The organism is Enterobacter sp. WP_7_1 (assembly GCF_003688535.1).
Taxonomy (GTDB): Bacteria; Pseudomonadota; Gammaproteobacteria; order Enterobacterales; family Enterobacteriaceae; genus Enterobacter; species Enterobacter asburiae.
The window spans coordinates 290,675-313,948 of the sequence record NZ_REFK01000003.1 but is presented as its reverse complement, the minus strand read 5'-3'; the positions used below and the strand labels follow the sequence as shown (position 1 = coordinate 313,948).

Annotated in this window: 20 protein-coding genes and 1 tRNA gene; 9 read left to right on the top strand and 12 right to left on the bottom strand. The window is 57.5% G+C overall.

Annotated elements, in window-relative coordinates:
• Nucleotides 1–132: 132 nt before the first annotated feature.
• On the top strand, nucleotides 133–1,389 hold the full coding sequence (locus BJ885_RS14715; RefSeq protein WP_029740744.1) for a nucleoside permease: 1,257 nt from the start codon (nucleotides 133–135) through the stop codon (nucleotides 1,387–1,389).
• A 90-nt stretch (nucleotides 1,390–1,479) separates the two neighbouring features.
• Here the strand turns inward: BJ885_RS14715 and citG are convergent, their stop codons facing one another.
• Genes citG through BJ885_RS14675 form a run of 8 tightly spaced genes read right to left on the bottom strand, consistent with a single transcriptional unit; the run spans nucleotide 1,480 to nucleotide 8,791 of the window.
• Nucleotides 1,480–2,283, bottom strand: coding sequence for a triphosphoribosyl-dephospho-CoA synthase CitG (gene citG, locus BJ885_RS14710; protein ID WP_121932204.1), 804 nt, complete (start codon nucleotides 2,281–2,283; stop codon nucleotides 1,480–1,482).
• On the bottom strand, nucleotides 2,261–2,800 hold the full coding sequence (gene citX, locus BJ885_RS14705; RefSeq protein WP_121932203.1) for a citrate lyase holo-[acyl-carrier protein] synthase: 540 nt from the start codon (nucleotides 2,798–2,800) through the stop codon (nucleotides 2,261–2,263). Before citX ends, citG begins: the two co-directional genes overlap by 23 nt.
• Nucleotides 2,797–4,320 carry a citrate lyase subunit alpha gene (citF, locus tag BJ885_RS14700; protein WP_047173577.1) on the bottom strand — a complete coding sequence of 508 codons (1,524 nt, stop codon included), beginning with the start codon at nucleotides 4,318–4,320 and terminating at the stop codon, nucleotides 2,797–2,799. The genes citX and citF overlap by 4 nt, the downstream gene beginning before the upstream one ends.
• A 10-nt stretch (nucleotides 4,321–4,330) precedes the next feature.
• Nucleotides 4,331–5,206 carry a citrate (pro-3S)-lyase subunit beta gene (gene citE, locus BJ885_RS14695; protein WP_121932202.1) on the bottom strand — a complete coding sequence of 292 codons (876 nt, stop codon included), beginning with the start codon at nucleotides 5,204–5,206 and terminating at the stop codon, nucleotides 4,331–4,333.
• On the bottom strand, nucleotides 5,203–5,496 hold the full coding sequence (citD, locus tag BJ885_RS14690; protein ID WP_121932201.1) for a citrate lyase acyl carrier protein: 294 nt from the start codon (nucleotides 5,494–5,496) through the stop codon (nucleotides 5,203–5,205). Before citD ends, citE begins: the two co-directional genes overlap by 4 nt.
• 16 nt (nucleotides 5,497–5,512) lie before the next feature.
• Complete coding sequence (gene citC, locus BJ885_RS14685) at nucleotides 5,513–6,535, bottom strand: [citrate (pro-3S)-lyase] ligase (protein WP_059347684.1); 1,023 nt, start codon at nucleotides 6,533–6,535, stop codon at nucleotides 5,513–5,515.
• A gap of 13 nt (nucleotides 6,536–6,548) precedes the next feature.
• Complete coding sequence (locus tag BJ885_RS14680; RefSeq protein WP_021242089.1) at nucleotides 6,549–7,412, bottom strand: fumarylacetoacetate hydrolase family protein; 864 nt, start codon at nucleotides 7,410–7,412, stop codon at nucleotides 6,549–6,551.
• Between the two features lie 17 nt (nucleotides 7,413–7,429).
• Nucleotides 7,430–8,791, bottom strand: coding sequence for a 2-hydroxycarboxylate transporter family protein (locus tag BJ885_RS14675; protein WP_029740738.1), 1,362 nt, complete (start codon nucleotides 8,789–8,791; stop codon nucleotides 7,430–7,432).
• Nucleotides 8,792–9,136: 345 nt separating this feature from the next.
• Between BJ885_RS14675 and BJ885_RS14670 the strand changes: the two genes are divergently transcribed.
• Complete coding sequence (locus BJ885_RS14670) at nucleotides 9,137–10,762, top strand: sensor histidine kinase (RefSeq protein ID WP_047646331.1); 1,626 nt, start codon at nucleotides 9,137–9,139, stop codon at nucleotides 10,760–10,762.
• Nucleotides 10,752–11,444: a response regulator gene (locus BJ885_RS14665; protein WP_023309148.1), complete on the top strand. Its 693-nt coding sequence runs from the start codon at nucleotides 10,752–10,754 to the stop codon at nucleotides 11,442–11,444. The genes BJ885_RS14670 and BJ885_RS14665 overlap by 11 nt, the downstream gene beginning before the upstream one ends.
• Nucleotides 11,445–11,498: 54 nt before the next feature.
• On the opposite strand, the gene BJ885_RS14660 is transcribed toward BJ885_RS14665, so the two are convergent.
• The gene (locus BJ885_RS14660; RefSeq protein ID WP_121932200.1) at nucleotides 11,499–13,634 is read right to left on the bottom strand and encodes an ornithine decarboxylase; all 2,136 of its coding nucleotides are present in this window, start codon (nucleotides 13,632–13,634) and stop codon (nucleotides 11,499–11,501) included.
• Nucleotides 13,635–13,815: 181 nt separating this feature from the next.
• Between BJ885_RS14660 and BJ885_RS14655 the strand changes: the two genes are divergently transcribed.
• Together BJ885_RS14655 and BJ885_RS14650 are read left to right on the top strand one after the other, a co-directional pair.
• Nucleotides 13,816–14,532 carry a DUF554 domain-containing protein gene (locus tag BJ885_RS14655; RefSeq protein WP_029740735.1) on the top strand — a complete coding sequence of 239 codons (717 nt, stop codon included), beginning with the start codon at nucleotides 13,816–13,818 and terminating at the stop codon, nucleotides 14,530–14,532.
• Nucleotides 14,533–14,627: 95 nt separating this feature from the next.
• A tRNA-Phe gene (locus tag BJ885_RS14650) sits at nucleotides 14,628–14,703 on the top strand.
• 140 nt (nucleotides 14,704–14,843) lie between these two features.
• On the opposite strand, the gene BJ885_RS14645 is transcribed toward BJ885_RS14650, so the two are convergent.
• From BJ885_RS14645 to BJ885_RS14635, 3 genes are all read right to left on the bottom strand, one after another.
• Nucleotides 14,844–15,266, bottom strand: coding sequence for a hypothetical protein (locus tag BJ885_RS14645; protein ID WP_259467223.1), 423 nt, complete (start codon nucleotides 15,264–15,266; stop codon nucleotides 14,844–14,846).
• A gap of 64 nt (nucleotides 15,267–15,330) precedes the next feature.
• Nucleotides 15,331–15,726, bottom strand: coding sequence for a DUF1493 family protein (locus BJ885_RS14640; protein ID WP_259467222.1), 396 nt, complete (start codon nucleotides 15,724–15,726; stop codon nucleotides 15,331–15,333).
• A 155-nt stretch (nucleotides 15,727–15,881) separates the two neighbouring features.
• Nucleotides 15,882–16,409, bottom strand: coding sequence for a helix-turn-helix domain-containing protein (locus BJ885_RS14635; RefSeq protein ID WP_045403948.1), 528 nt, complete (start codon nucleotides 16,407–16,409; stop codon nucleotides 15,882–15,884).
• Nucleotides 16,410–17,082: 673 nt separating this feature from the next.
• On the opposite strand from BJ885_RS14635, the gene pgaA reads away from it, so the two are divergent.
• Genes pgaA through pgaD form a run of 4 tightly spaced genes read left to right on the top strand, consistent with a single transcriptional unit; the run spans nucleotide 17,083 to nucleotide 23,222 of the window.
• Nucleotides 17,083–19,521 (top strand): poly-beta-1,6 N-acetyl-D-glucosamine export porin PgaA, encoded by a 2,439-nt coding sequence (pgaA, locus tag BJ885_RS14630; RefSeq protein WP_121932199.1) that lies wholly within the window; start codon nucleotides 17,083–17,085, stop codon nucleotides 19,519–19,521.
• Between the two features lie 8 nt (nucleotides 19,522–19,529).
• Nucleotides 19,530–21,467: a poly-beta-1,6-N-acetyl-D-glucosamine N-deacetylase PgaB gene (gene pgaB / locus BJ885_RS14625; protein ID WP_121932198.1), complete on the top strand. Its 1,938-nt coding sequence runs from the start codon at nucleotides 19,530–19,532 to the stop codon at nucleotides 21,465–21,467.
• Nucleotides 21,460–22,788, top strand: a complete 1,329-nt coding sequence (pgaC, locus tag BJ885_RS14620; RefSeq protein ID WP_121932197.1) for a poly-beta-1,6-N-acetyl-D-glucosamine synthase — start codon at nucleotides 21,460–21,462, stop codon at nucleotides 22,786–22,788. Before pgaB ends, pgaC begins: the two co-directional genes overlap by 8 nt.
• Entirely contained in the window at nucleotides 22,788–23,222 is a 435-nt protein-coding gene (pgaD, locus tag BJ885_RS14615) for a poly-beta-1,6-N-acetyl-D-glucosamine biosynthesis protein PgaD (protein ID WP_121932196.1), read from the top strand. The genes pgaC and pgaD overlap by 1 nt, the downstream gene beginning before the upstream one ends.
• Nucleotides 23,223–23,274 lie beyond the last annotated feature (52 nt).

Genomic DNA, 23,274 nt, shown 5'->3' with positions numbered 1-23,274 from the left:
AATTAATGTGGATTGCATTTTTTTGCGGGAGGTAACAAAACATATCGTTGCCAACTGATAGAATTGCATCAAATAACAACCCTGAATGTTCCCAAAACAACATATCTCCCGCTCACTTGTGAGGAAAGTAACATGAACCTTAAGCTGCAGCTTAAAATTTTGTCGTTTCTGCAGTTCTGCCTGTGGGGTAGCTGGCTGACTACACTCGGCTCCTATATGTTTGTGACGCTCAAGTTCGACGGTGCGTCAATCGGTGCCGTATACAGCTCGCTCGGTATTGCAGCTGTCTTCATGCCAACGCTGCTCGGTATCGTGGCGGATAAATGGTTAAGTGCGAAGTGGCTGTACATGCTTTGCCATCTGGTGGGTGCGGGGACGCTGTTTATGGCAGCCCAGGTGACCACGCCGGGGGCGATGTTCATGGTGATCCTGCTTAACTCGCTGGCCTATATGCCAACGCTTGGCCTGATCAACACCATCTCCTACTACCGCCTGAAGTCCGCGGATTTGGATATCGTGACCGATTTCCCGCCAATCCGTATCTGGGGCACCATCGGCTTTATCATGGCAATGTGGGGCGTGAGCTTCGCTGGCTTCGAACTGAGCCATATGCAGCTCTATATCGGTGCGGCGCTCTCCGTGGTGCTGGCGATCTTCACCCTGACGCTGCCAACCATTCCGGTTTCTAACCAGCAGAAAAACCAGAGCTGGAGCACCATGCTCGGCCTGGACGCGTTCGCGCTGTTTAAAAACAAACGCATGGCGATCTTCTTTATCTTCTCCATGCTGCTGGGCGCAGAGCTGCAGATCACCAACATGTTCGGCAACACCTTCCTGCACAGCTTCGATAACAACCCGCTGTTCTCCGGCAGCTTTATCGTTGAACATGCGTCGGTGATGATGTCCATCTCTCAGATCTCTGAGACGCTGTTCATTCTGACCATCCCGTTCTTCCTGAGCCGCTACGGCATCAAAAACGTCATGCTGATCAGTATCGCGGCATGGATGTTGCGCTTCGGCCTGTTCGCCTACGGTGACCCGAGCGCGTTCGGCACCGTGCTGCTGGTGCTGTCGATGATCGTTTACGGCTGCGCCTTCGACTTCTTCAACATCTCCGGTTCGGTGTTTGTGGAAAAAGAGGTGAAGCCTGAAATCCGCGCCAGCGCACAGGGTATGTTCCTGATGATGACCAACGGCTTCGGCTGTATTCTGGGCGGCGTGGTAAGCGGTAAAGTCGTTGAGATGTACACCACCAACGGCATCACCAACTGGCAGCCTGTGTGGCTGATCTTCGCGGCATACTCGCTGGTGCTGTTCTTCGCGTTCATCGCACTGTTCAAGTACAAGCACGTGCGTGAACCGCACGGTGCGCAGCCGATCGCGCATTAATCTTTGCGGTATTGTGCCCGGTGGCGGCTTCGCCTTACCGGGCCTACAAAAACACCGTTCACAGGCCGGGTAAGCGTTAGCGCCACCCGGCTATTTTATTGCAGAGAGCACCCACCCCACCGACAGCAAATCCGCGCTGCCGCCCGGGCTCAGGTTCCGTTCAATCAATGCCTTATCCATCTTAAGCAGCGCCTCGCGATCCCAGCCGTTAGCCAGTAATTCCCGCGCGTAGCCCTGAACGTAGCGCAGCCCTTCAATGCCGCCGCGCGACACAAGATTGCTGTCCTGATTGACCGCCATCAGGCGCAGCAGCAGGCCGTGAAGCGACTGTCCGCTCCACTGCGCCAGCGCCCTACGCGCCGTCGCAAAGCCGCTTTCCGCCTCTCCGCGCGCGCCGGTTAAGCCGTACTGCTGAAACTGCCGCTCGCCCGCCGTCGCCTGTCCGCTGCGCGCGGCCAGCTCCCGCGATACCAGCCCGCTGCAGATGTTACTCACCTCACAGCAGAGGCTGTCAGCGGAGATATTTTTCACACGTCCGGCAGCGAAGCACAGTAAACCCAGGGCAAAAATCCCGCCCTTGTGGGTGTTCACTCCGTTCGTCGCGGCGTACATCGCCTGCTCGCAGGCCATCCCCATCGGGCGGATAATCCGCAGCTGTGCGTCAGCGGGTTTATCCGCATGCTCACTACCCAGCTCGGCAAAACGCGAAAACCACGGCGTAATCGCCGCAATGCTGCGGACGAACAGCGCGTGGTCCATATCGCGATGGGAACCGTTATTGAGCTTGTCCACCAGCCCCGGCTTGGGCGTCAGCTCCAGCTCCTGCCACAGCGCCGCTTCGGCAAGCGCGGGCACGTCAGCCGGGCGCGGTTTAGTCGCGAGCAAACCAGTCATCGATCGTCTTCTCCACGCGGGAAACTACCGCCTCAACAGGATGCTTTCGCGAACGGGAGCAGGCGTGAGCGGGCTCGTCGCAGATCAGGCAGCGTCTGAGGTTTGCCCCCAGCGACTGACGCCCGACGTGGCCGTGCTGAGGGCAGATCACATCCAGATCCCACAGCCTGCCGAGCGGGTGCGTCTGCTCCAGATCCGCACAGTGCGCTTTGATTTCCGCCGCCGGATGGGCCACGCACCACAGGGCTTCTGGCCCGGTCGGGAGCCACAGCACCTGGCGGTCCAGCACCGGCCAGCGGTTTTCCCACAGCAGCTGGTCGCACATTTGCAGCGCCACGCCCATGGTATTGCGATAGCGCAGGCTGTCTTTGATTTCCCCTGGCGTGACCAGTGTGAGGGAAATCACCGGCTGTTGATAGTGCGCAAGCATGTCAGCCTGGCGCGCTGCGCGGCGCTCTTTCGCCGCCAGCAGTTCATCCAGGCTGACACCCGCCCGTACGGGTGTCGCTAAAGTCACACTTCCTCCTTCACCTGTCGTACGGTGTCGATCACGCTGCCGTCGCGGTAGCGGATCACCCCGACGATTTTGTCGGTAAATTCAATCGGTTTAGGTACGCCCGTCAGGGAAATCGCCCGCTCGTAAAGCGCGCTGATATCCACAACTTTGAGCCCGGCTTCCAGCAGCCGCTCGCGGATCTCCGGGCGCGCCGGGTTGACCGCAATGCCGTGGTCGGTGACCAGCACGTCGATGCTTTCGCCCGGCGTGAGGCGCGTGGTGACGCGCTTCACTACCGTTGGAATGCGGCTGCGCAGCAGCGGCGCGACGACGATGGTCAGGTTTGCCGCGGCGGCCACGTCGCAGTGTCCGCCGGACGCCCCGCGCATCACGCCGTCGGAGCCGGTGATCACGTTGACGTTGAAATCAACGTCAATTTCGAGGGCGCTGAGGATCACCACGTCGAGCTGGTCGCAGCTTGCCGCCTTGCTGCCGGGGTTGGCGTAGACGTTGGTGGAGATCTCCACGTGGTTCGGGTTGCGCGCCAGCGAGGCCGCCGCCTGGCCGTCAAAGCACTGGGTATCGAGCAGCTTTTCGATGAGCCCCTTCTCGTGCAGATCCACCAGGCTGCCGGTGATGCCGCCAAGCGCAAAGCGCGCCTTCACGCCGCTGCGCTCCATCTTCTCTTCCATAAAGCGCGTGCAGGCGGTCGCCGCCGCGCCGGAGCCGGTCTGCATCGAGAAGCCAGGTTTGAAGTAGCCGGAGTGTTCAATGACGTCCGCCGCATAGCGGGCGATCATCAGCTCGCGCGGGTTGCTGGTGACGCGCGCCGCGCCGACGCTGATTTTCGCCGGGTCGCCCACGCTTTCAACCTGCACGATGTAGTCCACCTGGTCTTGCACCAGGCTGGCGGGCATATTCGGAAACGGCACCAGTTCCTCGGTCAGCAGCACCACCTTGCGGGCAAAGTGCGCGTCCACCATGGCGTAGCCGAGCGAGCCGCAGCATGATTTACCGTGCGTGCCGTTGGCGTTGCCAAACTCATCGCTGCACGGCACGCCGAGAAACGCCACGTCGATGTTCAGCTCGCCGTCCTGGAGCAGCTTCACGCGCCCGCCGTGGGAGTGGATTTGCACCGGCTCGTCCATCAGCCCGTGGGAGATGGCATCCGCCAGCCTGCCGCGCATGCCCGAGGTGTATATCCGGGTGATGACGCCGCTTTCGATATGCTCGATCAGCGCGTCGTTGCAGGTCATCAGCGAGCTGGAGGCCAGCGTCAGGTTTTTGAAGCCCATTCGCGCCAGCAGCGCCACGACGGTGTTGATCACCCGGTCGCCTTCGCGAAACGCGTGGTGGAAGGAGATGGTCATCCCGTCCTGCAGGCCGCAACGCTTAACCGCCTCTTCAACAGAGGCGCAGAGCTTGCGGCTGTGCTTCGCGTCGCTGTCCGCCAGCCACGGCGTGGCGCTGTGGGCGGTATCAAAGGGTTTTAAGTCCCGCAGATGGGGAAAATTCACGTGAAGAAGTTCTGTCTGATTCATTATTTTATCCTTACCGACGCACGCCGGAGGCCGCCGCGCGCTCCAGCACCACCTGCGCGTGGTTAATAATCGGTGCATCCACCATTTTGCCGTTGAGCGACACCACGCCCAGGCCGTTACGCTCGCCCTCTTCTGCCGCCTCAATCACCCTTTTAGCGTGATCCACCTCATCCTGCGTCGGGGCGTAGGCGTTGTGCAGCAGGTCAATCTGGCGCGGGTTAATCAGCGATTTGCCGTTAAAGCCCATCTTGCGGATCAGATCGACCTCGCGCAGGAACCCGGCCTCGTCGTTAACGTCTGACCACACCACGTCGAAGGCGTCGATGCCCGCCGCGCGGGCGGCGTGCAGCACGGCGCAGCGGGCGTAGAACAGCTCGGTGCCGTCACCGCGCTCGGTCTGCATGTCCATCACGTAGTCAAAGGCGGCCAGCGCAATCCCGATGAGGCGCGGAGAGCTGCGGGCAATCGCCACGGCGTTGATGACGCCAATGGCCGACTCAATCGCCGCCATTACGCGGGTGGAGCCGACCTCGCGGCCGCACTCGCGCTCGATACGCTCAAGGTGGCCTTCCAGCTCGTAGATATCGTCCGGCGTGTCGGTTTTCGGCAGGCGGATCACGTCCACGCCGGCCCGCACAGCGGCTTCCAGATCCAGCAGGCCAAACGGCGTGCTGAGCGGGTTAATGCGCACCACGGTTTCGATATCCTGATACATCGGGTGCTGCAGGGCGTGGAACACCAGCATGCGCGCGGTATCCTTCTCGCGCAGGGCGACGGCGTCCTCAAGATCAAACATGATGGAGTCGGGACGGTAGATAAAGGCGGTGGAGAGCATGGCGGCGTTGGCGCCCGGCAGGAACAGCATGCTGCGGCGGAGTTTGCTCATTTCAGCGCCCCCCAGTTGATGGCCTGTTCATCGGAGGCACGCATCAGCGCGCTTTGCAGGCGGGCGCGGATCACACAGTCCAGCGCCCCTTTGTCTTCAATAATGATTAATCCCTGGTGCACGTTCATGGCGCGCAACGTGTCGTTGACCACCTGGCGAATCTGCTCGCCAAACTGCTTAATCACTTCACTGTGGATGACTATCTCCAGCTCGCCGTGAGCGGGAGCGATTTTCACCATCAGGTCGCTGGACTCCTGCGTTCCGGCCAGCGCCTCCCTTACAATTTTCATGATAAATTCCTGGTAGTTAAGCGACTTCCGCACTCGCACGGTAATGCGTTTCGAGATGCGCGAAGGTGGAGTCCGGGACAATCTCCCGGATCCGGGAAAACTGCTGTGTCTTCAGTAAGCGGCGCACTTCGGACGCTGAAATAGCGTTGCCGGTGGCCTTGATGCGCGGCATTTCCACCACCTCGATATGCGAGGCCAGCAGGTCGTGCAGCGTCTGGTTGTACTGGCGGGTGATATCGCAGAACGGCTCCGAGCCGATGAAGCGGTGCGTGATGCCGAGCGCCGGGGCGATGAAGTCCCGGAAGATCAGCACATCGATCTCGCTCCACGCCTGCTGCACTTTGCCGGTCTCCTTCAGAAAGTAGGCCGGGAAGGTGGCGCGGGAGATGATGTACTGCGAGCCTTCATGCACTACCACGTTCGGCAGATGCGCCACGCCCGCGCGCACCATCTCGAGGCGCGCGCTGAACGGGAAGAACGAGGCGTCTTCACGCACCACGAACAGGTGCAGGGCGTCGCACCGCTGCGCCGCCTGCTCAACCAGATGGCGGTGGCCGAGGGTGAACGGATTGGCGTTCATCACTATCGCGCCAATGTTCTCCCCGCACTTGCGCTTCGCGCGCAGGGAACGGCAGTAGCGTTCGATCCCCTGCGGGGTGTTCTCCATCAGCACCGCGTTGTTCCCGCTCTGGGCAATCGGCCAGAAGCCGCTGCGGGCAAAGCGCTCCCGGTTGCACGGACGGGTGCAGAGGAAGAGATGAAAATGGCCGCACTCCAGCGCCGCATTTTCCACCTCTGCAAGCAGCCGCGCGCTGAGGTTCTCGCCGCGAAGCTGCTCGTTAACCGCCACGCATTTGATGACGTTGGCAGCAAGCCCTGCGCAACCTACCAGCTGCGAGCCGGACCAGGCTTCGACAAACAGCGTGATGTCGTTGTCCAGGCCAAGGCCGCTGTCTGCCAGCAGGTAGCGGATCTGGCTTAAGCGTTCCGGGTGTTTCGCCACGACGGTGTGGCGAAAATCGATGGGTTGCGAGTGCATGCTGCCGCCTTACTTAATGTGCTGCCGCAAGCCCGACGGCTGGCGCTTCCACGATCACGTTGCTCAGATGACCGATATGCTCGATCTCCACCTCAATGCGATCCCCTTCCTTCATAAACAGCGGCGGATTGCGCTTTTTACCCACCCCGCCCGGAGATCCGGTGATGATCACGTCGCCCGGGCTGAGGCGGGTGAAAGTGCTGATGTACTCGATCAGCTCCGCAACCTTGTGGATCATGCTGCTGGTGTTGTCTTCCTGCACCATGCGGCCGTTCAGCCAGGTGCGGATCGCAAGCTGGTGCGGATCCGGGATCTCATCCGCCGTCGCCATCCACGGCCCAAACGCGCCGGTTTTGCGCCAGTTTTTACCGGCGGTAAACCAGGTGTGCTGCCAGTCGCGGGCGGAGCCGTCCATATAGCAGCTGTAGCCCGCCACGTGGCGCAGGGCGTCATCGCGGCTGATGTTCTCCCCGCCTTTACCGATAATCACCGCCAGCTCGCCTTCGTAGTCGAATTCGCTGGAGTGGCGCGGCTTCAGCACCGGCTCGTTGTGGCCGGTCTGTGAATCGGGGAAGCGGACAAACAGCGTCGGCGCCGGGTTATGCTGGTCAAACTCCTTGCGCTTGTCGGCGTAGTTCATGCCCACGCAGAGGATCTTTTCCGGCTGCTCGATCACCGGTAAGAAGGTGATGGCGCTCATCGGCACGTCCACGGCGTCGTTCAGGTAGCGGGTGGCCTGCGCCAGCCCGTTGCCCTGCAGCAGCGCCTTAAGGTCGCTGTAGCGGTCGCCGAGACGGCGGCCTAAATCAATCACGCCGTCGGCCTGGACGATGCCGTAGCTGCGTTTTCCCTGGTATAAAAAGCTTGCGAGTTTCATTGTTCTTTCCTGAAAACTTAAACGAGGAAGTTGCCCAGAATCAGCAGTGAGACAGAGACGTTAATCGCCCCGCCGATACGGGTAGCAATCTGGGCGAACGGCATCAGGCTCATGCGGTTGCCTGCGGTCAGGATCGCCACGTCGCCGGTACCGCCCTGGCCGCTCTGGCAGCAGGAGACGATGGCGACATCAATCGGGTGCATACCAATCTTTTTGCCGACGAAGAAGCCGGTTGCCACCAGTGCGGAAACGGTGCTGACAATCACCAGCAGGTTGCTGACGGTGAACGCCGCCACCAGTTCATGCCACGGGGTGATAGCCACGCCGACGGCGAAGAGGATTGGGTAGGTCACGGAGGTCTGGAAGAATTTGTACACCACCTGAGAGCCTTCCAGCAGGCGCGGAGAGGCGCCGTTGCAGAGCTTCACCAGTACCGCCATAAACAGCATGCCGACCGGTGCGGGCAGGCCAATCAGCTTGTGGCCAAGCATGCCCAGCATGTAGAGCAGCACCGCCAGCAGCGCGCCGGAGGCGATAGTGGTGACGTCCGCTTTGCCGGAAAACGCAGGCTGAGAGACCGTAGCATCGGCATTCGCGCGGTTAGGCATCAGCTGACCTTCACCGGTCAGGTGCGGGAAGCGTTTACCGAGCTGGTTCAGGCAGCCGGAGATGATGATTGCCGTCAGACCGCCGAGCATTACCATCGGCAGCACGCGGCCGAGCGCCACGCCCTGGTCCATGTGCAGCAGGGTGGCATAGCCGATGGAAAGTGGGATCGCCCCTTCCCCGACGCCGCCCGCCATAATCGGCAGAATGATAAAGAAGAAGATCTGGAACGGCTCAAGACCCAGCGCCAGGCCAACGCCCATCCCCACCAGCATGCCGACGATTTCGCCGCACAGCATCGGGAAGAAGATGCGCAGGAAGCCCTGAATCAGCACCGTGCGGTTCATGCTCATGATGCTGCCGACGATAATGCAGCAGATGTAGAGATAGAGAATGTTGGTGGATTTGTAGAACTTGGTGGTGGACTCAACCACCACGTCCGGCAGCAGGCCATAATAGACCAGCGCGGAAGGGATAAAGGTGGCGCAAATCGCCGCCGCGCCGAGCTTGCCGACAATCGGCAGGCGTTTGCCAAACTCGCCGCAGGCAAAGCCGAAGAAGGCCAGCGTTGCCACCATGACCACGATATCGCTCGGCAGTTTTCCGCCCAGGCAATCAATAGCAATCAGCGCGCCCGCCAGAACGAACAGCGGCAGAGGAATAATCCCAACTTTCCAGGTATCCATAATATGCCACCAGCGCTCTTTGAGCGAAGGCCGCTGAATTTCAATCGGGTCGTGGGTAACAGAGAAAGAATCGTCAGTTGTGCTCATAATAAGCCCCTTGGTTATTTTGTGCATTCAGCTTAGAGTCACAAAGGCTTACTTTATGTGAGGAATGGCATATTAAAAGCGAAGTTTTAATGGCAGCTATGGTTTTAATGGTTTCTTTTATTTAATGTGATTTATACCTTATTTATTGTCGTGGTTTTTATGGTTTCTTTTCCGAATTGAACAAACAAATAACATTTGTTCGTGCAGCCCGAAGTACGGTAGCCTTCAGGATAACTCTTTTACAGCGCCCGCTGTGCAAGGGATCACAAGTTTTCGGCAAAGCGGGCGTCAGCGCGAAAAAAGATGATATATTGGCGATCTTTGCTGCTACCTCGCGTGATAGTTATGAAAGTCTCTTTCCAGATTAAGCTGTTTATTTCGCTGGTTGCCTTTTTCTCAGTGCTTTTCGCGCTGCTGGGCGGATATTATTATGCCGACGTCGGGAAACAGCTTTATCAGGAAATGAGCACGCGTGCCAAAATACAGGCTGAAGAGATTGCGCTTATTCCGACATTGCGTAATGAAGTTGAACAAAAGAATATCAACGCCATCCATGATTTTATGCAGAAGATTTCTGCGCACAGTGACGCCAGCTTTATTGTGATTGGTGATAATAAGGGGCAGCATCTTTTTCACTCCGTCTTTGCCGACAGAGTGGGCACAACCCTGGTTGGCGGAGACAATGAAGCCGTATTGCAGGGGAAAAGCACCACCACCATCCGCAAAGGCGGGCTGGGCATTTCGCTACGCAGTAAAGCCCCCATCTTTAACGCTGCCGGACAGGTGGTCGGCATCGTTTCGGTAGGCTATCTCACCAGCTACCTTGATACCATTACCGTCAGTAAGGTGGTCAATATCCTGATTGCCGCCGTGCTGCTGCTGATCGCTCTCTTTATCTTCTCCTGGTTCTTTACCCGCAGCATCAAGAAGCAGATCTTCTCCCTTGAGCCGCGCGAGATCGGCCTGCTGGTGCGCCAGCAGAAGGCGATGATGGAGTCTATTTATGAAGGGGTGATTGCCATTGACGATCGGCGGCGGATTGAAGTCATCAACCAGGCGGCGCGCAAGCTGCTGGGTCTGAGCCAGCCGGCCCGCGAGCTGCGCGGACAGCTGATAAGCCAGGTGATCGATCCGGTCCCGTTCTTCGACACGCAGACGATGCTGGCGAAAGATACCCATGACGAGATTTGCCGTTTTAACGATCTCACGGTGATTGCCAGCCGGGTGCACATCATGCTTGAGGGGTCGCTGCAGGGCTGGGTGATCACCTTCCGCGATCGCAACGAGATCGACTCGCTGAGCGCCCAGCTCAGCCAGGTAAAACGCTATGTCGATAACCTTCGCATCATGCGCCACGAGCAGTTAAACAGGATGACCACCCTCTCCGGCCTGCTGCACATGGGCCGCTACGAGGAAGCCATTGGCTACATTCAGGCGCAGTCGGAGCATGCCCAGGAGCTGCTGGACTTTATCTCTTCGCGCTTCAGTTCCCCGACCCTGTGCGGCCTGCTGCTGGGGAAAGCCGCCCGCGCGCGGGAGAAAGGCGTCGAGCTGTGTTTCGACCCGGGCTGTCGGCTGGACAGGCCCTTCCTGCCCCTTGGGGAGCAAGAGCTGATTTCAATTATTGGCAACCTGCTGGATAACGCCATCGAAGCGACGCAGCGGTCGCCGCTTCCCCACGCGCCGGTAGAAGTGCTGATAAAACTCAGCGAACAGGAGCTGATTATTGAAGTCGCCGACCAGGGCGTTGGCATTACACCGGCGATCCGTGACCGGATCTTTGAACGCGGCATCACCACCAAAACGCGCGGCGATCATGGGATTGGCCTGTATCTGATCGAAAGCTACGTCACACAGGCTGGCGGCGCGATAGAAGTTGCCGATAATACCCCGCGCGGCGCCATTTTCTCCTTGTTTATCCCGGCCACGGGAACCGCCCGGCAACTGGAAGACACCGACTATGCAACATGAACTTATCGACGTACTGATTGTTGAAGACGAGAACGAACTGGCGCAACTGCACGCGGAGCTGATAGGCAAACATCCGCGTCTGAGGCTGGTAGGCATTGCCTCGTCGCTGGCTGCGGCCCAGGCAGAGCTTGAAAGCAAACAGCCGCAGCTGATGCTGCTGGATAACTACCTGCCGGACGGCAAAGGTATCTCGCTTATCAATAACCCCATGCTGGCCCGCGCCAACTGCTCGGTGATTTTTATTACTGCCGCCAGCGATATGGACACCTGCAGCCAGGCGATTCGCAACGGCGCGTTCGACTACATCCTCAAACCCGTCTCCTGGAAGCGGCTCAGCCAGTCGCTGGAGCGGTTCGTGCAATTTGCGGAACAGCAGCGCGTCTGGAAGATTGTCGACCAGCAGAACGTGGATTCGCTGTATCAGCTCCAGGCGAAAAACTACCGCCTGGACAACGGCAGTAAAGGCATTGAGGAAAATACGCTGGCGCGGGTGCAGACGCTGTTCAACGACAAGGCAACGCACTGCTTTACCGTGGATGAGGTGGTGAGCGAAACGGGGTTAAGCAAAACCACCACCCGGCGCTATCTGGAACACTGCGTAGAGGCGGGTTTTCTGACGGTGGAGATGCTGTACGGCAAGATTGGGCATCCGAGGAGGATGTACAAGCGTAGTGCGGTTTGATGAAACGTTCCCTCTCCCTGTGGGAGAGGGTTAGGGTGAGGGCAACAGCCCGCACTATCTTAATACATACCCATACAGCCGCTTAATCCCGTCGGCATCCTTCTCGCTGTAAACCCCCTGCAGCTCCGGCGAGAAGCCCGGCAGCAGGTTGACGCCCTCCTCCAGCGCCAGGAAGTAACGCTGTACCGCCCCGCCCCAGACCTCACCCGGCACCACGCACAGCACGCCTGGCGGATAGGGCAGCGCCCCTTCAGCAGCAATGCGCCCTGCGGCATCCCGAATGCGAACCAGCTCCACGTCACCGCGAATATAGGCCCGGTTTGCATCCTGCGGGTTCATCACCACCTCAGGCAGGCTCTCCTTGCGGAACATCGCCTTCTGCAGATCCTTTACGTCAAAGCTGACGTAGAGATCGTGCATCTCCTGACACAGCTGGCGGAGGGTATAATCCCGGTAGCGCACCGGGTATTTCTGGAAGATCGTCGGCAATACGTCCGCCAGCGGCGTGTCGTCTTCAATATGCTGTTCGAACTGGCCCAGCATCGCCACCAGCTGCGCCAGCTTCTCGCTGCTTTCGGCAGGCGTCAGCAGGAACAGGATCGAGTTGAGGTCACATTTCTCCGGCACGATGCCGTTTTCGCGCAGGTAGTGCGCCAGAATCGTCGCCGGGATCCCGAAATCCGTGTACTCCCCGGTTTCAGCATCGATACCCGGCGTGGTCAGCAGGAGCTTGCACGGGTCGACAAAGTACTGCTCGCGGGCATAGCCCTCAAACCCGTGCCATTTAGCCCCGGGCTCAAAGCTGAAGAAGCGCAGCTCGCTGGCGATGGCGTGAGTCGGATGATCCTGCCACGGCCGCCCCGCCACCACCGGCGGGATAAACGGTTTGATCATATGACAATTGGCAATGATTGCCTTGCGCGCCTCAATCCCCAGCTCGACGCACTCCGCCCACAGCCTGCGTCCGCTTTCACCTTCGTGGATCTTGGCATTCACATCCAGCGCTGCGAACAGCGGATAAAACGGGCTGGTGGAGGCATGCAGCATAAACGCGTTGTTCAGCCGCTTGTGCGGGCAGAAACGCGCCTGACCGCGAATGTGGTTATCCTTTTTATGGATCTGCGACGTTTGCGAGAACCCGGCCTGCTGTTTGTGCACCGACTGGGTTACGAAAATCCCCGGATCGTTCTCGTTCAATTCCAGCAAGAGCGGGGACGTTTCCGCCATCATCGGGATAAACTGCTCGTAGCCCACCCATGCGGAGTCAAAGAGGATGTAGTCGCACAGATGACCGATCTTGTCGATCACCTGGCGGGCGTTGTAGATCGTCCCGTCGTAAGTGCCAAGCTGAATGATCGCCAGGCGGAACGGACGCGCCTCGTCGGCCTTTTCCGGCGCCGCCTCGCGGATCAGCTCCCGCAGATATCCATCGTCAAAGCAGTGGTCGTCAATTCCGCCAATAAAGCCAAACGGATTACGCGCGGCCTCAAGATAAACCGGCGTGGCGCCCGCCTGGATCAGCGCCCCGTGGTGGTTAGATTTGTGGTTATTGCGGTCGAACAGCACCAGGTCGCCGCGGGTCAGCAGCGCGTTGGTCACCACCTTGTTGGCCGCCGACGTGCCGTTCAGCACGAAGTAGGTTTTGTCCGCATTGAACACTTTTGCCGCGAACTTTTGCGCGTGTTTGGCTGACCCTTCGTGGATCAGCAGATCGCCCAGCTTCACGTCGGCATTGCACATATCGGCGCGAAACACGTTTTCACCGAAGAAATCATAGAACTGTCGCCCTGCCGGGTGTTTTTTGAAAAAGGCCCCGTGCTGGTGGCCCGGACAGGCGAAAGTGCTGTTGCCCATCTCCACATACTGGCTCAGGGTGTCGAAAAAGGGCGGCAGCAGGTTCTCTTCGTAGCGGCTGGCAGCGCTCTCCAGTTCCAGAAACTCCTGATCTTTACCCGATATAACCGCGCTGGCGCCGTCAGGTACGTCCGTTGGCTCCTGCGAGAAAATAAACACCGGTAGCTGAAAGCCCGTGCGTTTCAGCAGTGCAAGAATGCCGCTGCGACTTTCAGCTGTTGTGATGACCACGGCCGCCACATCGGTAAAATCAGTGCTGTCCAGCGTCACCTTTTCGCGGTGCGTAGACACGGTGGAAAGCAGCTCGCGGCTGACGGCAATTTTCATGGTTTTCATAGGCGCAGTTACCCTCACCGGGCGGTGAGACAGGGAGGAGAAAATTCGCGCAATAATGTCACCTTTTATTTTGAGGTGCAAGAAGGAATCAGTATGCACGAAATCAACCAAAGCTAAGGCCCGCGCAGCCCTGGCGTGCCATAATAATGCAATATCAATGATTAAATAACAGGAGTTAACTTTGGTTATCGGGCCATTTATTAACGCAGGCGCCGTATTGCTGGGCGGCGTACTCGGCGCCGTGCTGAGCCAGCGGTTGCCGGAGCGTATTCGCACCTCCATGCCCTCGATATTCGGCCTGGCATCGTTAGGGATCGGTATTCTTTTAGTCATCAAATGCGCCAACCTGCCGGTGATGGTGCTGGCCACCCTGCTCGGCGCGCTGATTGGCGAGTTCTGCTATCTGGAAAAAGGCATTAACAGCGCGGTGAGTAAAGCCAAAAACCTGATTGCCCGACCGGGCGGCAAGGCGAAACACGGCACGCACGAGTCGTTTATTCAGAACTACGTCGCCATCATCATTCTGTTTTGCGCCAGCGGCACCGGGATTTTCGGTTCAATGCAGGAGGGAATGACGGGCGACCCAAGCATTTTGATTGCGAAGGCGTTTCTTGATTTCTTTACGGCCACTATTTTTGCCACCACGCTCGGCATTGCCGTTGCCGCGATTTGCGTGCCGATGCTGCTAATTCAGCTGGCACTCGCCACCTGCGCCACGTTGATTCTCCCGCTCACCACGCCGGCGATGATGGCAGACTTTACCGCCGTCGGCGGCCTGCTGCTGCTGGCTACCGGGCTGCGCATCTGTGGGATTAAGATGTTTGCCGTGGTGAACATGCTGCCCGCACTGCTGCTCGCCATGCCGCTCTCCGCGCTCTGGACGCACTTTTTCGCTTAAGGATGCGGCAAAATGGTGAGAGATTGCGCAGTCTGTAACGAAAACAACATTTTTCGTTGACGGCAGGGGGCAGATCGGGTTTAATGCGCCCCGTTGCCCGGATAGCTCAGTCGGTAGAGCAGGGGATTGAAAATCCCCGTGTCCTTGGTTCGATTCCGAGTCCGGGCACCACTATTTAGAAAACCCAGCCTATGGCTGGGTTTTTGCTATATGGCTACGGCCGATTTCTGGGCGCTGATAAGCGTGGCTTTAATGCAGGCACGCTTACGCTAATAGCCCGGTAAGTTAATACAAGCGGTGGCTCTTTTTTATCACTTAATTTTGCCGGATAAATTGCTGACCTGATTTGAAAGGTTGTCGTTGCTCCGCTTCATGTCATCAAGGCTTCTTTGCAATCGCTCGATCTTACTCTCCTGCTCAGAATTCTTTCTCTCAAGCTGTAAAACCTTCTGAGTTAGCTCATCGACTTTGCGGTTGTCGGACTTCATCTTACTCAGGCTATTCTGCATCTCCTGTAGATCCGACTCCCTGAAATCAGAAGGCTCGATTTCATCTGCATCAGAAATTACCGGGATATATCCTCTATTACCGCTGCTGGGTTTGATACTAACCTGAACTTTATTTTGCCCCGCAGAGTGCGCGTAACCTATTGAAGAAAAATAAAAAAAAGAAACAACACACAGACCAGACAGATATTTATTCATTGCTAACGTCCTTTTAAATTTTTCAATCACTTCCAGGAGCCTCCTTCTGGTATCACCCGCTCAGGATAAAACACATGGCTTAGCCTCTGGCAGTTCATAAACGGGGTTGAAGAGCAGAAGATACTATTCGTTTTTCATTATAATACGCGTTTCCTCTCCCCCAAAATCCAACCGCCACCCGCTCATTTTCTGCCACCTTATATCCGCCGGTAGATAGCGGTTTGTACTGCCGATCGCGGAATTTTTTTCTGAGCCGAAACTGAAACCAAAACAGCTCCGGTTCAAAATAATGGTCCATCACAAAGTTGCTGTACTCAATTCCGTACCGGATGAAAAGGTCAAGCAGCATGTCCTCAAGATCTTCAGGTATGAGATTAAAATGCTCCTGGAAGGTCCATTCTTTCTTTGCCGGAGATTTACGGTCACTGTAATTCTCAGTGAGGTAATCTAACGATTCTTGCTCATCATGTAGCATCAGAAAAATTTCCAACCAGTCTCTTCAACCATGTCCATTACATCGTCCTTTCTCTCGTTTTGAGCCAGAGTAAATCCATAGGTAAAACAAGGATGTCGTCACCGTCCAGTTTTCTTAAAACTCAGAATACCGCCCGCAAGTCAGTTCTATGCTTTTGGTTTCTCCCCAACCTAGGGATCGTTCCCACCTGCGTCCAGCAGTTTGTTTTTAAAGATAAACAAACACGCCTCGTTGAAGTTCTCCGCCCCCAGGCGTTCCGAGAGTGCCGTTCGTTTGCGATAGAGGCTTTTCACCGACGTATTCAGCTCATCGGCGATGGCTTCCATCGGCATCCCTGCCCGCAGCAACCGCAGCATGATCGCTTCGTGCGTGCTAAGCCGTAAATTAAGCAGCCACTTCGTGGTCAGGCGCCTGCCCTTCATATTGAGCACCAGATTAAACAGCGAGGCCATATCCGGCGCGGTGAGCGACGTGTTCATAAATAACTTCATACTGAGCAGATTCTCCTCGCGGTGTCGCATATCAAGCATAACGCAGCAGATTGTTTTTTTCGTTCTGGCCGGATGGCGTATCAGGTAATCATATAAACGGAGCGGAGAACGGCTATCAATCAATACAGAATATTCATCTGCACCGTTATCAAATATGTTTCTGTCAATCGAGTCGAGCAGGATAATATCCGGAAAAAATATCCGCATTCCCCTGACAAGGTAGCGATCCTGAGTCACTAAAACAATTGAAGTTGCCACTAACCATCCCTTTTAGATTAAAGCAAGCACGATCCCTCGCAAAGAAGGCCGCCTTCGTTTTATAGCGCTGTTATATTAACGATAAATGTATTCCGGCTTTGGATATCCCTCAATACAGACATTGATGAGCAAGACTTCCTGTAGACTATCATTCAATGGCTGCCATTAATTATAAATAAAAAACAATCGCAGAAAAGTCACTTCTCTAAACATTAAGAGTTTTTGTCATGAAACTTCCCAAACATGCACCAGAAAGTACTTTAATTGAAGCAGACAAACCCCATTTAAAATATATACAAAGCTGTCACAACAAAAATAAAACCTATAAATTTCAATAAGTTAAAAATAAACACCTAATTCAATAAAAACGTCACAAAGCGCTCTATCCAGAATTATCTCAAAACGACACACCGGCTTTTCAACATATTTATCCGGCAACATATCAGGTGTACATTAGCTTTCACCCAGTCCACTGAGATAAGGATCCATAATTACCTTTAGGTAAGTACCCCGTAACATCACTGCATTCAGATTTAATGTTCTCATTTATGGCCTTTAACCCCTGAGTTTAAAGGCGGCCGTGTTATGCAATGGATTCATGATAAACAAATGGCAAATAGATATGGAAAGTTCACTTCGCTTCAATACGTTATTCTTTTATCGCACCCCAACATTATTGTTTCTGTTATTCCTCTTTCCTGTTCTGGCTCAGGCGACTGAATCCGTTTATGAGCAACAGATTCAACAGGCGCGTAACGGTAATTACACACCGTTTCTCGATTATCTTCAGCGTTATCAGCAGCAGCATGCCCTGACGCCAGAAAACGTTGCGGACTGGTTACAGGTTGCAGCCTGGGCGGGTCATGATGACGAGGTTATTCAGGTCTGGCAGCGTTACGGTATTTATATGCCGCTGCCTGCCCGCGGCGTTGCTGCCGTCGCGCAGTCCTGGCGGAATAAAAAAGCGTGGCAGCCGGCCCTGGCGCGCTGGAAAGAGGCGCGTAGCCTTGCGCCGGATAACGACGATTATCGTATCGGCTACATCAAAACCCTGGCTGATGCCCGCATGGACACGCTTGCCCTACAGGAAGCCCGACGGCTGGTGGCGGAAAATCCCTCTCAGGCGCATCTTCAGACGCTCTCGTATGTCTGGTTACGCCAGGGAAAAAGCTGGGATCGGCTGCTGGCAGACACCCGCGCGCTGAATATCGCACCCGATAATAAAGCGCTCCTCAGCGAGCTGATCGACGCGCTTACGGATAACCGGGTGAATACCCCCGCGCTCCAGCTTTCACAAAGCGTGACGCTGTCTCCCGCGGAGCGTCGTCGTCTTGAGCGCAATGCCGCCGCCGAACGGGTTCGCCTTGCCGATGTGCCTGGCAGAACAGAAAAGGAGCGCCTGCAGCTTGCGCAATCCGCGCTGAATCGTTACGACGTCCTGCTTGCTCGCTGGCAAAACGAGCCGCAGGCGGCGGAAGACGTCGTCCTTGCGCGTATCGACAGGCTTGGCGCGCTGTACGCCCGTGCTGATTACCCACGGGTGATTAGCGAATATCAGGATCTTACGGCAGCCCAGCATCCGGTGCCGGGCTGGGCAATCGGCTGGGTCATCTCCGCGTATCTGCAGGAGCAAAACGCTGCCGCCGCCTTCTCGCTTCTGCAGCGCTATCCGCAATACGCTTCCGACCCGCAGGACGAGGAGCACGCGCTTTTCTACGCCTGGCTGGATACGGGAGATTATCAATCCGCCCGCCAGTACGTTGAGCGCCAGACCCGCAACGTCCCGTGGACCCGCTACGATTTCGGCTCCCCTACCCCTCAGCCGAACGATCGATGGCTTACCGGACAGTCGCTCCGCTTTAACTATTTGCTGGCGACGAATGCCCTGCCGGAAGCCGAAACGCTGGCGCACCGTCTGGCGACGACGGCGCCGGGCAATCAGGGATTACAGATTGACTACGCCACCCTGCTTCAGGCGCGGGGCCTGCCGCGCGCGGCCGAGCAAAAGCTGAAAAAGGCGGAGGCGCTGGAGCCGTCCAACACAGAGCTAGAGCAACAGCAGGCCTACGTCGCGATGGATCTGCAGGAGTGGCGACAGATGGATTTACTGGCCGACGACGTGCTGGCTCGCGCGCCTGCCGATCGCAGCGCCAGGCGTCTCGACAGGCTCAGAACGGTCCACCACATGTCCGAGCTGCGCCTCAACGCAAGCAAGGGCTTGCACTCCGATAGCCCCGTCAGCGGGACGCACGACCTGAGCTGGGACGCCACGCTCTATGGCCCACCCGTAGCGGATAGCTGGCGGCTGTTTGCAGGCACCCGCTACGCGCAGAGTAATTTCGATGAGGGCAAAGGCACCAGCCGCCACCTTTTGGGCGGCGTCGAGTGGCGGCCACGCGACCTCCAGCTCGAAGCCGAGCTTTCCAGCAACCGCTATCACGGTGAAAACAAGCCGGGCGCTCGCCTCGCAACAACGTACTTTGTGACCGATAGCTGGCAGGTCAGCGGCAGCCTGGAACGCCTGTCGCGCAGCACGCCCCTTCGGGCGTTACGCAACGGAATTAGCGCCAATCGGGGTGAAGGCGGGATGCGCTGGTATCAAAACGAGCGGCGTGAGTATCAGTTCAGCGCCGCCCTCAGCCGCTTCTCCGATCGTAACCGCCGCCAGGAATACACCCTCACGGGCAAGGAGCGTCTCTGGCAGACCCCCTCCCTGACGCTGGATCTCGAGCCGGGGATCGCCGCCAGTAAAAACAGCCTGCGGGACACGCTCTATTACAACCCGGCGCGGGATCTGTCCGTGACGGCGGCCCTGGCCGTTGACCATGAGATGTACCGCCATTACGACACCCTCTGGAGCCAGCAGTTCGTGGCGGGAGGCGGCAGCTACTGGCAGAAAAATCAGTCCGCTGGCGCCATCGCCCTGCTGGGTTACGGACAGCGCGTTCAGTGGAACAACGTTATTGATACCGGCGTGATGCTGAACTGGGATAAACGCCCTTACGACGGCAAACGCGAGAGCAACCTCTCCGTCACGTTTGACGCGACTTTACGCTTTTAAGGATGAATATGCTGAACACACGTTTTTCCGTGAGCCTGATACTCCTCGGCTGGCTCTGCCTCAGCGCGAGCGTCTGCGCGCAGGCGATCTCGTTCATTGCGCCCAAAGATCGGCCGCAGCTGGAGGCGAGTAAACCCTGGCCGGAGAACCAGTTTCTGGTCCTGGCCTACCACGACGTCGAAGACGATGCCGCCGATCAACGCTATCTCTCCGTTCGCACCAGCGCGTTAAACGAGCAGATAAGCTGGCTTCTGCACAACGGCTACCACGCCATCAGCGTACAGGACATTCTTGACGCGCATGACGGGAAAAAAACGCTGCCGCCAAAAGCCGTTCTGCTCAGCTTTGACGACGGCTACAGCAGCTTTTACACCCGCGTCTGGCCGCTGCTTCAGGCATGGAACGTTCCTGCGCTGTGGGCGCCGGTGGGCAGTTGGGTCGATACGCCGGCGAATCAAAAAGTTAACTTCGGCGGCCTGATGACGCCACGGGATCGCTTCGCAACGTGGGACATGGTGCGCGAGCTTAGCCAGTCCCCGCTGATTGAGATCGGATCGCATACCTGGGCCTCGCATTACGGCATTCCGGCCAACCCGCAGGGCAGCCGGGAACCGGCGATCGCCAACCGCTTTTATGACAAAGCCACGGGCCGCTATGAAACCGACCAGCTGTTCAGCCAGCGGATCGGCGATGACGTCCGTAAAGTGACTGAAAAAATCACGCAGGTGACGGGCAAAGCGCCGCGCGCCTGGGTCTGGCCCTACGGCGCCGCCAGCGGTACGTCGCTCGCTATCGCCAGACAGCAGGGTTATCAGCTGGCCTTTACCCTTGAGGACGGGCTGGGGAACGTGCAGGAACTGGGCAACATCCCCCGCCTGCTGATCGCCGGGAATCCCTCTCTCAAGGCGTTTGCCAGTACGGTCAGCCAGGTTCAGGAGCGCGATCCCGTGCGCGTCATGCACGTCGATCTCGACTACGTTTACGATCCCGATCCTGCCCAGCAGACCCAAAACATCAACAGGCTGATCCAGCGGGTCTACGACATGAAGATCAGCCATGTTTTCCTGCAGGCGTTTGCCGACCCGCAGGGCGACGGCAGGATCAAGGCGCTCTATTTCCCCAACCGTCGGCTGCCGGTCCGGGCCGATCTCTTTAATTTTGTCGCCTGGCAGCTGCAAACCCGCGCGGGGGTTAAAGTCTTCGCGTGGATGCCGGTGCTCTCGTTCGATCTCGATCCTTCCCTGCCGCGCGTGCAGCGCCGGGATCGTCAAACAGGCCAGCTGCAAGAAGCCACCGAGCCCTATATTCGGCTTTCCCCGTGGGACCCGCAGGTGCGCCAGCAGGTGACGGACATCTATGAAGACCTGGCCCGCTATGCCAGCTTCAACGGGATTTTGTTCCATGACGATGCGGCGCTGACGGACGTGGACGATGCCGGTCAGAACACCACGCGCCAGAAAAGCCAGACGCTTATCGGGTTTACCCACGCCCTGAGCCTGGCGGTGAAGCATATCCGTGGCCCGCAGATAAAAACCGCGCGCAATATGTTCGCCTTACCCATTCTGCAGCCCGAAAGCGAAGCGTGGTTTGCGCAGAATCTTGATGATTTTCTGGCGGAGTATGACTGGACGGTGCCGATGGCCATGCCGCTGATGGAGTCCGTTCCGGCAGACGAGAGCGATGCCTGGCTCACGCGTCTGGTTAAAGTGGTCGCCGCGCGCCCCGGCGCGCTTGATAAAACTATTTTCGAGCTGCAGGCCAGGGACTGGGATCGGAAACCGCAGCGCGCCGTGTCCGATAGCCAGCTTGCGCAGTGGATGCGCGTGCTCCAGCTGAACGGCATTAAAAACTACGGTTACTACCCCGACGACTTTCTCAACAATCAACCTGATATCTCACGCATCAGGCCTGAATTTTCTTCGTACTGGTACCCTGACAATGACTGATCGCATTATCGCCTTCTCTATTTTATGTCTGGTATTCGGGTTGCCGTTAGGCGTGGCCGCCCTCTTTACCGGCGAACTGATTCTGGATTTTGTGTTCTTCTGGCCGCTGTTCATGTCGGTGCTTTGGATAACCGGCGGCCTCTATTTCTGGTTTCAGCTTGAACGCCACTGGTCTTGGGATAAAGACACGCCCGCCCCGACGCTCGCCGGTGAGCCGCTCATATCCATTCTTATCCCCTGCTTCAACGAGGGAAGGAATGCCCGGGAGACCATCAGCGCCGCGCTGGATCAGCGGTATGAAAATATAGAAGTTATTGCCATCAACGACGGATCTTCTGACAACACCGCGCAGGTGCTGCAGGAGCTGGCGCAGGAACAGCCGCGCCTGCGGGTGATTAACCTCGCGGAAAACCAGGGGAAAGCGCTGGCGCTCAAAGCCGGAGCCGCGGCGGCGCGGGGCGATCTGCTGGTCTGCATTGACGGCGACGCCCTGCTCGATCGCGATACCGCCGCTTATCTGGTGGCCCCGCTGATTCAGTACCCCCACGTCGGGGCGGTTACCGGGAACCCGCGCATTCGCACGCGCTCCACGCTGATTGGCCGCATTCAGGTGGGCGAGTTCTCTTCCATTATTGGGCTCATCAAGCGGACGCAGCGGATCTATGGCCGGGTCTTTACCGTCTCCGGCGTCATCGCCGCGTTTCGCCGACAGGCGCTGGCGGACGTCGGGTACTGGAGCCCGGACATGATCACCGAAGACATCGACATCAGCTGGAAGCTTCAGCTGCGCCACTGGGATATCTTTTTTGAGCCGCGGGCGCTGTGCTGGATCCTGATGCCAGAGACGCTAAGGGGCCTGTGGAAACAGCGTCTGCGCTGGGCACAGGGGGGCGCGGAGGTGTTTCTGGTCAACCTCCGCAGGATTGTGCGCTGGGAGCATCACCGCATGTGGCCGCTGTTTCTGGAGTACGCGCTGTCAACGCTGTGGGCCTTCGCGTACGCGATGACGGTGCTGCTGTTCCTCCTCAGCCATGTCGCGCCTGTTCCCGCCAGGCTGACCGTGGAGAGCCTTTTTCCACCGGAGTTTACCGGGCTGCTGCTGGGCGTGATGTGCCTGCTGCAGTTCCTGGTCAGCTTGTACATCGAGCGGCGCTATGAACGAAAAGTGGCCAGCTCGCTTTTCTGGGTGATCTGGTTCCCGATGGTGTACTGGATGATTGGCCTGTTCACCACCCTCGTCGCATTTCCAAAAGTCATGCTTAAACGTCAGCGCGCCCGCGCGCGCTGGATCAGTCCGGATCGAGGAAAAGGGAGCATTTAATGAACGAAAATACCTTAATTTTGACCGAGCATCGGCTCTTGCCGCGTCTTTTCGATGCCGCGTTAACGCTGGCGGCGTGGGGAGGATTTCTGTTTTTCCTGTACGCCCGGCTGTGGATGCAGCTAACCGATGAGAGCGACCACAGCTGGAGCGTGATTATCGCGTCCTTTAATACGGTGTTGATCTACTTGCTGTTTGCCGCGCTCAACGGCTGGCTGCTGATTTTATGGTATCAGTACAACCGCCGCCGCGCCCACGTGAGGCGGCGCCAGCCGGGCTATTTTCACCAGGAGGAGCTGGCCCGCAGCTTTAATGTTTCACCGCAGATCATCTCCGAGATGAGCCAGTACAACCTGCTGACGGTGTACCACGATCAGATTGGCCGCATCATCGATCTGAAGATCAACGAGCAGCAGGAAGAGGAAGATCAGTAACGAAAAGCCCCCGCAGAATACCCTGCGGGGGCTTTTTTATGGCGGGTGTGAA